Genomic DNA, 10848 nt, shown 5'->3' with positions numbered 1-10848 from the left:
TGAAACAATATTTGAAATACTACAAGTATGAACGGCTTCATGCCGGAATTAATTTCTTAACTCCAGCTCAGGTGGTGTGAAGCTATTGGAGACTGGACGTGGTAGAAAATCGGCCTTAAATATGGCATAATTTTAGAGTTTGGCGGGGTGTAGTATAGTGGTAGTACCTGCCTGCCGGCAGGCGTACCCTTTTGGGGTGCCTGCCCGCCAATCGCCTTATGCCGGGCTGTAGTATAACGGTAGTACGCATGCATGGGGTGCATGTAGCCCGAGTTCAACTCTCGGCAGCCCGATAGCTCAAGGCGTATGGCAGGCGGGGGTATGGCCCGAGTTCGATTCTCGGCACTCCGAAAATTTAAAATATGAAATATACGCCAACCATCGGTTTGGAAATACACGTTGAGCTTAAAACGCGGACAAAGATGTTCTGCGATTCTTTGAATGACCCGGACGAGAAAAGGCCGAACGTAAACATTTGCCCCGTGTGTATGGGCCACCCGGGAACTTTGCCGGTGGCCAATAAAGAAGCGGTAAGAAAAGTTTTACTGGTTGGAAAATCGCTCGGCGGCAAACTGGCCGATTATTCCCGCTTTGACCGCAAAAATTATTTTTACCCCGACATTCCGAAAGGTTATCAGATAAGCCAGTACAAACATCCGCTTGTTGAAGGCGGGGAGCTTGGCGGAGTTGAAATTACCAGAATTCATCTGGAAGAAGATACGGGGAAGCTGGCGCACGCCGAAGACGGTTCCTCCAGTTTGGTTGACTTTAACCGCGCCGGCGTGCCACTGATGGAGTTGGTGACGGAGCCGTGCGTAAAGTCGGGCAAAGAAGCCAGAAGATTCGGGGAAGAGTTGCAGTTGATTTTGCGCTATCTCGGCGCCTCCGACGCGGAGATGGAAAAAGGGCAGATGAGAGTAGAGGTGAATATAAGTTTGGCGGAAGAGCCAGGCACCGAACGAACTGGAAAGTCGGCCTCCTTAGGGACGGTCATAACGGGGAAGCCCACGGAGGCCGAACTTTCCAGTTCGTTCTCGAAAAAGCTCGGCACTAAAGTTGAAATAAAAAACCTCAACTCGTTTCGCGCGGTGGAGCGGGCGATTGAGTATGAGATAGAAAGGCAGTCGGCGTTGTTGGAAGCGGGCGAAAAAGTGAAGCAGGAAACGCGCGGCTGGGACGAGGGCAAACAGAAAACTTTTTCCCAAAGAGAAAAAGAGGCGGCGCATGATTACCGCTATTTCCCCGAGCCGGATTTGCCGCCGCTTATAATTAGTGAACTTGGTTTTGACCTGTTTTTGCCGGAGTTGCCGGAAGAAAAGAGAAAAAGATTTAAAGAAAAGTACGGGCTAAAAGAGGAAGCGGTTGAAGTTTTTGTCCGCGATATGGCGATGGGAAAATTTTTTGAAAGTGTTGTTGACTATCTGGTCGGCAAGAAGTCGGCCTCCTTAGGGACGGGCATAACGGGGAAGCCCACGGAGGCCGAACCTCTTGCCGCCCCAGTGCTTCTCGGGGCCAATTATATAATTTCCGACTTGAATGGATTAGCGAAAGAAAAAGGTGTTTTGTTTAGCGACATCAAAGTTAACCCGGAAATATTTGCAAAGTTAATAACAATGACGGACAAAGGCGCAATTTCTTCCCGCGGCGCTAAGGACGTTTTAAAGATAATGTTTGAAGAGGGTGGCGATCCGGAGCAAATCGTCAAAGAGAAAGGTCTGGCGCAAACTTCGGACGATTCTTTTATCAAAAATATTGTAGAGGAAGTGATAAACAAAAACCCTGCCGTAACGGAGGATTACAGGAGAGGCAAAGAAGCCGCTCTGCAGTTCCTCATAGGGCAGGGCATGAAGTTCTCAAAAGGCAAAGCCAATCCGGAGGTGTTGAAGAAATTTTTGAAAGAAAAATTGCAATAATTTTTGCGCCAGATATAATGGTTTGTCAATGGCTAAAAAAACATCCATAAAAAGAATATACATGGACCACGCGGCGGCGGCGCCGATGGATAAGCGCGTCAAAAAGGCGATGATGCCTTTTTGGGTTGAAGACTTCGGCAATCCGAACGCTTTGTATAAGGAAGGGCTTGTTGCCAGGCAAGCGATAGAACAGGCGCGGGAAGACGCGGCTAAAGTTTTAGGCGCGCGAGCGAAAGAAATTATTTTCACCAACGGCGGAACGGAAAGCGATAATCTGGCTATTTTTGGAGTGGCTAGAAATTTTCTTGAATCCTTCGGCAAATCGCTTTCCTTAAGGACGGACAGCAAGGGGAAGTCTACGGAAAGCGATATTGCTTCAGGATTCACTTCTTACACTCCGCGCCCTCACATCATCACCACTAAATTTGAACACCACGCTGTTTTAAACGCCTGCAAGTTTTTGGAAACGCAAGGGTTTGAAGTGACTTATCTTGATGTCGGCAAAGACGGTGTGGTAAACCCCGATGATGTCAAAAAGGCCCTGAAGCCGGAGACGATTTTGGTAACGATAATGTACGCTAATAATGAGATTGGCACTGTTCAGCCGATTAAAGAAATCGCCAAAGTTATTCGCAATTTTAAAAAAGCTTTGCCCGGGCAAAAGCCTACAAAGCCGTTTTTCCACACCGATGCCTGCCAGGCGCCGGGATATTTGGATTTAAACGTGGAAAGACTCGGCGTGGACTTGCTCACCTTAAACGGCTCCAAAATTTACGGACCGAAAGGGACAGGCTTGCTCTATGTAAAAGATGGCGTTAAGCTTCAGCCGTTGCTTTACGGCGGCGAGCAGGAAAGGAAACTACGCCCCGGTACGGAAAACGTGACCGGTATAGTCGGTCTGGCCGAAGCGTTGAAAATCGCCGACACGGAAAAAGAAAAAGAAGCGAAGCGGTTATCCACCTTGCGCGATTATTTTACGCAAAGACTGACTACGGAAATTTCTAAAACGGTTTTAAACGGCCATCCGTCAGAAAGATTGCCCAACAACGTCAACGTTTCCATTCTTGATGTGGAGGGGGAGGCGGTGATATTATATCTGGACGAGAAAGGGGTGGCTTGCTCCACCGGTTCGGCCTGCACTTCCGAGAGCCTGGAGCCTTCTCATGTTATAATGGCCATCGGGCGGCCGCACGCTTACGCCCATGGGGCGATGAGATTTTCACTCGGCAGGAGCACAACGAAGAAGGACATAGATTACGTGATGAAGGTTTTGCCGCCGATCGTGGAAAAATTAAGAAGCATGTCGCCGACGAACATAGAAGTTAAATCCTAAGCACGAAATACGAAATCCGAAACAATATCAAAAATTAAAAATTCAAATGGCAGAAATTTAGAATTTAGAAAATTAGAATTTGTTTCGAATTTCGATATTCGAATTTCAAATTTTTAAAACAATGGCTGACGTAGACAAATGGGTATATTCGGATGTGGTGAAAGACCATTTCATGCACCCGAGAAATTTTTTGGCCAATGAGCCAAAAGACGAGGAATTTGACGCTTTCGGCGAAGTGGGCAGTTTTGCCTGCGGCGATATCATAAAAATCTGGATAAGATTGGACAAAGAAACGGATAAAATAAAAGACATCAAATGGCGGACGTGGGGTTGCGCCACTGCCATAGCCAGCGCCTCGGCCTTCTCGGAGATGCTCATTAAAGACGGCGGCATGAATTTAGATGAAGCTCTTAAGATAAAACCGCAGGACATCGCCGATTATCTCGGCGGACTGCCGGCGCGGAAATTCCATTGTTCCATTTTGGCCGACAAAGCCTTCCGCAAGGCGGTTGACAGTTATCGTGCGGTTGCCGCTACTATCAAGGACCGACCTTGATAGCAGCTAGCAAGGTCGGTCCTTGATAGTATATTTGACACAGGGCGTGTCTTGTTGATAAAATTTTCTTATATTGAAAACATGGAAAACCTAACGAAAAATCAGGTGATTTTGCTTGTCCTCTTAGTCAGCTTCGTGACCTCTTTGGCCACGGGCATTGTTACCGTTTCTCTGGTAAACCAAGCTCCGCCTCCGGTGACTCACACCATAAGCAAGGTGGTTGAAAAAGTCTCGGAAGAGCCCAAGCAAAAAATAGTTTACGTAAACAACGAAGACAAGATAATAAAAATCGTCAAAGACGGCGCGCCGGCGGTGGTTAGCATCATCGCTACCAGAGACGTGTCGGTTATGGAGCAGTACGGCGCCAGCCCTTTTGACGACGAATTCTTCAAAAATTTCCCCGGATTTTTCCCGGACATTATGATACCGCAGTATAGGCAGAAAGGGACGGAAAAGAAGCAGGTTTCCGGCGGCACTGGGTTCTTTGTTTCCAAAGACGGGATAGTGCTCACCAATAAACACGTCGTGGCCGACACCGAGGCCGAGTATTCCGTTTTGGCCAACGACGGCAAAACCTACGCCGCCAAAGTTCTCTCAAGAAATCCGTTCCAGGACATAGCGGTTTTGAAGGTTGAGGGTAGCAGCTTCCCGTTCATTCCTCTGGGCGACTCCGATTCGCTGAAGCTTGGTCAGACCGTGGTGGCGATAGGCAACGCGCTGGGTGAATTCCAAAATACCGTTTCAACTGGAATTGTTTCCGGTCTCAATCGGAGAATAACGGCCCAAGGCTCGCCGACCGGACCGGAAGATTTACAGGGGCTTGTCCAGACTGACGCCGCCATCAATCCGGGCAACTCCGGCGGACCGCTGATTGACCTTAATGGCAAGGTCATCGGCATCAATACCGCCCGGGCGCAGGCGGAAAACGTCGGCTTCGCTCTGCCGGTCAATGTGGCCAAAAGAGATATCAAAGACGCGGTTGAGTTCGGTATGATAAAATATCCGTACATGGGTATAAGGTACAAGATAACCGAAGACGGACTTTTGGTGAGCAAGGGGGAAAACGGCGAACCGGCCGTTGACCCGGACGGACCGGCGGCAAAAGCGGGGATTCTGGAAGGAGATTTGATTACTGCTATTGACACGGCCAAGATAAATCAGAATAATACACTGGCGGCCGTACTGAACATGCGCCGGGTGGGCGAAACGATAAAGATTAAGTTAAAGAGAGCAGATAAGGAAATGACGCTGGATATCGTCTTACGGGAAAGACCGGAAATTATTAAATAAATCCTAAGCACGAAATACGAAATCCGAAACAATATCAAAAAGTAAAAATTCAAATGGCAGAAAATTTAGAATTTAAAAAATTAAATTTTGTTTCGAATTTCGATATTCGAATTTCGAATTTTTAAACCAATGCCTCCATTTTCAAATTTTACGATAAAAGCCCAGGAAGCGGTGCGCAAGGCGCACGAGCTTACCATAGAAAGGGGTCAGAATCACGTTGACGTGATGCATCTTCTGGCCGCGCTCGTTTTACAGGAAGAAAGCGTGGTCATCTCTATTCTGGAAAGAATGGAAATAGACGTTAATTTTTTAAACGACAGCGTTTTTGAAAGCCTGTCGGAACAGGAATACTCGCCGGTCGCCGCTCCGACTTATCAGGTTTACATCACTCCGGAATTAAGCCGGGTGCTGGAAACTTCCCATAAAATTTCCCAGCTGCTTAAAGACGACTACGTTTCAGTGGAGCATTTGCTTCTGGCCATTCTGGAAATTCCGTCCAAAGCCAGAGAAGTATTAAGCAGGCTGCGCGTAGACAAAAGCGCCGTGATGAGAATTCTTACTGAGATGAAAAAGTCCAGCGTGATAGAAGCCGAAACCGGCAAAAAGCCGAAAGTGTTTGAGAAATACGCCCGCAATCTCACCAAAATGGCCAAGGAGGACAAACTGGACCCCGTCATCGGCCGGGATAACGAGATAAAACGGCTGATGCAGATACTCAACCGCAGGACGAAAAACAACCCGATTCTCATCGGGGAAGCCGGCGTGGGCAAAACCGCCATCGCTGAAGGTTTGGCGCAAAGAATAGTTAAAGGAGAAGTGCCGTCCTCGCTAAGAGACAGAGAACTCATCTCTCTGGACGTCGGCTCCATGGTGGCCGGCACCAAATACCGGGGAGAGTTTGAGGAAAGGTTCAAATCTTTTATGAAAGAGGTGGAAAAGGCGGCCGGAAAAGTCATTCTGTTCATAGACGAAATTCATACCATTATCGGAGCCGGAGCAGCCGAGGGCGCCATTGACGCTTCCAATATGCTCAAACCGGCTCTGGCCAGGGGAGAATTGCGGGCCATCGGAGCCACGACGTTGAAGGAATATCAGAAACACATAGAAAAAGACCCGGCTTTCGCCCGCAGATTCCAGCCGATTTACGTGGAAGAACCTTCCGCGGACGACGCCGTGGCGATTTTGCGCGGACTCAACGATAAATACGAACTTTACCACGGCATTAAAATAACGGACGAGGCCATCAGGGCCGCCGTCAATCTTTCCAGCCGTTACATCGCCGACAGATTTTTGCCGGACAAGGCGGTTGACCTTATAGACGAAGCGGCTTCGGCTTTGAGGCTTAAGCTGGACAGCATGCCGGACGAGCTGGAGTCGGTTAACAAAGAAATAATGAAACTGGAGATAGAAAGAGAAGTGCTCAAAAAAGAAAAAGGCAGAAGCGGCTCTTCCGACGAGCAGGGAAAGGAAAGGGAAAACAGGCTCAAGGAGATAGAAGTAAAAATAAACGAACTGAAGGACACGGTTTCGGAAATGAGGGCGAAGTGGAAGAACGAAAAAGAAAACATTGACGCCATAAGCAAACTGAAGAAAGAAATAGAACTGCTGAAGCTGGAGGCGGATTCTTCCGAGCGGGAAGCCGATTTCGCCCGCGTGGCCGAGATACGCTACGGCCGGATACCGGAACTGGAAAGGCAGCTCAAGCTCAAGGACGGCAAACTGAAGAAAAAGCAGATCTCCAGGATACTCAAAGAGGAAGTGACGGAAGAAGACATCGCCGGCGTTGTTTCTCGCTGGACGGGCATCCCCGTTTCCAAAATGCTGGAGGGTGAGATGGAAAAACTGGAAAAAATGGAAGATGTGTTAAGAAACAGAGTGATCGGACAGGAAGAAGCAATTTCCAAAATCGCCAACGCCGTCAGGCGCTCCCGCGCCGGAGTGGCTTATGAAGACCGTCCCATTGGCTCGTTTATGTTTCTTGGTCCGACAGGCGTGGGCAAAACCGAGCTGGCCAAAGCACTGGCGGAGTTTATGTTCAACGACGAGAAAGCGCTGATAAGAGTGGATATGTCGGAATATATGGAAAGGCACACCGTTTCCAAAATAATCGGCTCGCCGCCGGGCTATGTCGGCCACGAAGAAGGCGGCCAGCTTACGGAACTTGTCCGGCACCGCCCCTATTCCGTCATACTTTTTGACGAGATAGAAAAAGCCCATCCGGAAATATTCAACATAATGCTGCAGATTTTGGACAACGGCCGCCTGACGGACGCCAAAGGCAGGCATGTCAACTTCAAAAACACCGTCCTTATAATGACATCCAACGTCGGTTCCGATTACGTCCGCCGCCTGGAGAAGCTTGGCTTCACCATTAATGAGGAAAACAAGGAAAAAGAAGACAGCGAAGAATTGAAGAGCAAGATAAGGCAGGCTTTGGAAAGCAGATTCCGGCCGGAGTTTTTAAACCGCCTGGACGAGATAATAATATTCAACCCGCTGGGCAAGGAAGAAATCAAGAACATCGTCAAAATCCAGATTGACCTTACCGCCAGGCGTCTGCTGGAAAAAGGTATCAGCCTCAAAATAACCGAGGCCGCCCTTTCCTTTTTGGCCAAGGAAGGCTATAATCCGAACTACGGCGCCAGACCTTTAAAGCGGCTTATTCAGAGCAAAATCCTCAACCGGGTGGCGGAATTTATAATCGGCAAGAAGGCCAAAGCGGGCGACACAGTGCTGGTTGACGCTGCCGCCGGAGAGCTTGCGGTTGCCATAGCTCCGAAATCAGCCAGGAGCTCCGCCGGCAAAACAGGTGTCAAACAAGCGGGGGCTAAATAGATTTTAATTGTGGGCAGGGAGGGATTTGAACCCCCGTAGGCCATAGGCCGCCAGATTTACAGTCTGGTGTAATTGACCACTCTACCACCTGCCCGAAAAGGACAATAAATATTAACACGGCCGAAAACGTCATTCAAGTTTGATTTTTAACCGAAAATGTTATAGATTATAAACCTATGTCAAAAATCCAAGAATATCTTATAAAACTCCAGTGCAAGGACTGCAAACGGGTAAACTACTGGACGCGCAAAAACAAGAAAAAAGTTGAGAAAAAACTTGAGGCTAAAAAGCACTGCCCGTGGTGCGGGAAGCACGCCATGCACAAAGAACTTAAGAAGTAATCCAGTTCATTGTGAAATTCCAAGCGCCAAGCGCCAAATCCCAAACAATATCAAAATTCTAATTTTTAAAATTCCAAACCATTTTTTAGGTTATTGGAATTTATTTGGGATTTGTAATTTGGAATTTGTGATTTATTATTTATAAGAAGGGGGTATAGTTTAGTGGTAGAACAACGGTCTCCAATCCGCCAAAATTTTGGGAGCTTAGTTAAGTGGCATAACTGCGGTCTCCAAAACCGCTGTCAGGGGTTCGATTCCTCTAGCTCCCGCCAATATGGGCGGACGATTCCTTGTACCCCCGAAGTAATTGCTAAAAATTTTTCAATAGTTTTTCCGCTTCCTTTACATTTTTAATCCACCTAATCCTCTTATCTCTTTTGAACCACGTCATCTGGCGTTTGGCGTATTGCCAATTCTCCAAAAGCATTCGTTTAAGCATCTCGTCTTTATCAGTTTTGCCTTGCAAAAATAGGGCGGGGTATTTGTATTCAAAACCCAATTCGTAAATCCTTTTCCAAGACAAGCCCGATTTTCTCAATTTTTTTGTTTCGGCAATCAGCCCCTCTTTCAACATTTTCTTGATCCTTTTTTTAATATTCTTTTTCAGAATTTCGTCCGGTAATTTTATCCCAACCCGCGCAACATCAAGGCGTCGCCTTGGTGTTTCAAGTTGAGGAACATAGCCAATTGCTTTTGCAATCTCTATGGCTCGGATAAGTCTCCTTGGATTTTTCGAGTCAATATTTTTGGCCCGTTCGGGGTCTAATTTTTTGAGCATTTCAAACATTTCTCCCGTCGTTTTTTCCTCCAGCTCTTTTCTTAATTTCCAGTCCGGCTTAACTTCCGGCAAGACGATATTGTCCACGATGGCCTGAATGTACAGACCCGTACCGCCGACAATAATCGGCGTTTTGTTTTTGGCAAATATTTTTTCTAGCGCTTCTTCCGCGCATTTTTTGAAGTCAACGACGGTAAAAACTTTTTTCGGCGAAACAAAATCCAGGCAATAATGAGGAATATTTTTATAAATAAAAGTTTTTTGGTTTTGAGTTTTGGTTTTTAGTTTTGAACTTTGAGCTTTGATTTTATTTCGCCATTCGCCCTTTACTTTCCCGCTCCCAATATCCAACCCTCTATACACTTGTCTTGAATCAGACGAAATAATCTCACCGCCAATTTTTTTGGCAATCTTAACGGCCATCTCGCTTTTTCCGCTCGCCGTCGGCCCGAGAATTACAATAATTTTCCTTTTAGACTCCATACGTTTGCTTTAAAAACTTTTGCCAAAACGAAATTATTTTTATCGTATTTTTTATCAAGCTCTATCGGTTTGTTGCCTTCCGTTCGGCCGTTTAAAACTTTTACGATTTTGCCTACCAGTTTTTTGTTGTTTTCCAAAGCGGTCTTTTTGAGAATTTCGTTCAGCTCGTCTTTGCGCGCTTCTTTTTCTTTGTGCGGCACGTCGTCTTTAAACATTTTGGCGGCGGCGGTTTTGGGGCGAGGCGAATATTCGGAAAGAAAAGCCATGTCAAATTTTATTTCTTCAAACAATTTTTTCGTGCCTTCAAATTGCTTTCTTGTCTCACCAGGGAATCCGACGATAACATCCGTTGAGATGGCGATGTCAGGAATGTTTTTACGGATTTTTTTAATTAATTTTTTGTAATGTCCGACGGTGTATGGCCGGCCCATTCTTTTTAGAACCGCGTTATTTCCGGACTGCACCGGCAGATTTATATAACGGGCGAATTTTTCGCATTCAGCCATGGCCTTGATTAAATCATCGGAAAAATCTTTCGGGTGCGGCGAAGTGAAGCGAATCCAAAAATCACCTGGCACGTAATTAATTATCCGCAACAATTTTGAAAAATCAACAACACCGTTTTTGTAAGAGTTTACCGTTTGTCCAAGCAGCCAAATTTCTTTGGCCCCATTATCCACCGCTTTTTTAACATCTTTTAAAATTTCTTCCACCGGACGGGAAACTTCTCGTCCTCGGGCGAGAGGTACTATACAGTAAGTGCAAAACTTGTCGCAGCCATTGGAAACGGGAATGAGCGCGGAAATGCCGGAAACACTTTTGTCATCATTTAAAATGCTACCTAAAAAATGCGATCGCTTATTATAGGTAGCATTTTTATCAAGAAGTTTTGGCAGGGTTTCAATGTCCTTCATGTCAACGAAATGGTCAAAAAGAGGGAGGCGTTTTTTTAATTCGTCTTTGCCGTAATGAGTCATGCAGCCGGTCAAAATAATTTTTAATTCCGGATTTTTGTTTTTGAGTTCCTCCAGTTTTCTGTTCAGGCCGAAAACCCTGTCTTCCGCTTTTTGGCGGACGGAGCAGGTGTTGAAGATAAGGACGGAGTTGCCGCCGCCGAGTAATTCCGTTTCGTTTTTTGCCGGCGCGAATCCGGCGCTTTCCATCACCCTTGCCGTCTTTTCCGAATCGGCCAGATTGGCCTGGCAGCCGAAGGTGGTAATAAGATACTTCATCAAAAACACCTTAACACATTTGACCTTGTTTTATCAATCTGCTAGTATCTGAATTATTGAATTATGCCCGGTAGGACAAATTATGAT

Annotated in this window: 8 protein-coding genes and 3 tRNA genes; 8 read left to right on the top strand and 3 right to left on the bottom strand. The window is 46.5% G+C overall.

The annotated features are described in order from the left end of the window. Positions 1–222: 222 nt before the first annotated feature. The 6 genes from HUT38_02510 (at position 223) to HUT38_02485 (ending at position 7927) form a co-directional block, all read left to right on the top strand. A tRNA-Pro gene (locus HUT38_02510) sits at positions 223–293 on the top strand. A 69-nt stretch (positions 294–362) separates the two neighbouring features. After that, a complete protein-coding gene (gatB, locus tag HUT38_02505; protein ID NUQ57334.1) occupies positions 363–1913 on the top strand; it encodes an Asp-tRNA(Asn)/Glu-tRNA(Gln) amidotransferase subunit GatB in 1551 nt (516 codons plus the stop codon). Positions 1914–1959: 46 nt separating this feature from the next. Beyond that, complete coding sequence (locus HUT38_02500; GenBank protein NUQ57333.1) at positions 1960–3246, top strand: cysteine desulfurase; 1287 nt, start codon at positions 1960–1962, stop codon at positions 3244–3246. A gap of 121 nt (positions 3247–3367) precedes the next feature. Continuing rightward, complete coding sequence (locus HUT38_02495) at positions 3368–3802, top strand: iron-sulfur cluster assembly scaffold protein (protein ID NUQ57332.1); 435 nt, start codon at positions 3368–3370, stop codon at positions 3800–3802. Positions 3803–3883: 81 nt separating this feature from the next. Then, the gene (locus HUT38_02490; GenBank protein ID NUQ57331.1) at positions 3884–5092 is read left to right on the top strand and encodes a trypsin-like peptidase domain-containing protein; all 1209 of its coding nucleotides are present in this window, start codon (positions 3884–3886) and stop codon (positions 5090–5092) included. Positions 5093–5221: 129 nt separating this feature from the next. Beyond that, complete coding sequence (locus HUT38_02485) at positions 5222–7927, top strand: AAA family ATPase (GenBank protein NUQ57330.1); 2706 nt, start codon at positions 5222–5224, stop codon at positions 7925–7927. A 10-nt stretch (positions 7928–7937) separates the two neighbouring features. Here HUT38_02485 and HUT38_02480 read toward each other — a convergent pair. Next, a tRNA-Tyr gene (locus HUT38_02480) sits at positions 7938–8021 on the bottom strand. Positions 8022–8103: 82 nt separating this feature from the next. Between HUT38_02480 and rpmG the strand changes: the two genes are divergently transcribed. Then, a complete protein-coding gene (gene rpmG / locus HUT38_02475; GenBank protein NUQ57329.1) occupies positions 8104–8268 on the top strand; it encodes a 50S ribosomal protein L33 in 165 nt (54 codons plus the stop codon). Positions 8269–8466: 198 nt separating this feature from the next. Beyond that, positions 8467–8540 (top strand) — tRNA-Trp (locus tag HUT38_02470). Positions 8541–8578: 38 nt separating this feature from the next. Here the strand turns inward: HUT38_02470 and miaA are convergent. Beyond that, positions 8579–9529, bottom strand: a complete 951-nt coding sequence (gene miaA, locus HUT38_02465; GenBank protein NUQ57328.1) for a tRNA (adenosine(37)-N6)-dimethylallyltransferase MiaA — start codon at positions 9527–9529, stop codon at positions 8579–8581. Beyond that, the gene (miaB, locus tag HUT38_02460; GenBank protein NUQ57327.1) at positions 9502–10761 is read right to left on the bottom strand and encodes a tRNA (N6-isopentenyl adenosine(37)-C2)-methylthiotransferase MiaB; all 1260 of its coding nucleotides are present in this window, start codon (positions 10759–10761) and stop codon (positions 9502–9504) included. Before miaB ends, miaA begins: the two co-directional genes overlap by 28 nt. Between the last annotated feature and the right edge of the window lie 87 nt (positions 10762–10848).

It is taken from the genome of Candidatus Paceibacter sp. (genome assembly GCA_013360865.1).
In the GTDB taxonomy this organism is placed as follows: Bacteria; Patescibacteriota; Minisyncoccia; order UBA9983; family UBA9983; genus SURF-57.
Note: the sequence above shows the minus strand (reverse complement) of the source record. Positions and strands in the feature narration are given on the sequence as shown.

Coding starts and splice junctions, on each gene's coding strand:
- gatB (NUQ57334.1), top strand. CDS start 363: ATGAAATATACGCCAACCATCGGTTTGGAAATACACGTTGAGCTTAAA.
- miaA (NUQ57328.1), bottom strand. CDS start 9,529: ATGGAGTCTAAAAGGAAAATTATTGTAATTCTCGGGCCGACGGCGAGC.
- HUT38_02490 (NUQ57331.1), top strand. CDS start 3,884: ATGGAAAACCTAACGAAAAATCAGGTGATTTTGCTTGTCCTCTTAGTC.
- HUT38_02495 (NUQ57332.1), top strand. CDS start 3,368: ATGGCTGACGTAGACAAATGGGTATATTCGGATGTGGTGAAAGACCAT.
- rpmG (NUQ57329.1), top strand. CDS start 8,104: ATGTCAAAAATCCAAGAATATCTTATAAAACTCCAGTGCAAGGACTGC.
- HUT38_02485 (NUQ57330.1), top strand. CDS start 5,222: ATGCCTCCATTTTCAAATTTTACGATAAAAGCCCAGGAAGCGGTGCGC.
- miaB (NUQ57327.1), bottom strand. CDS start 10,761: ATGAAGTATCTTATTACCACCTTCGGCTGCCAGGCCAATCTGGCCGAT.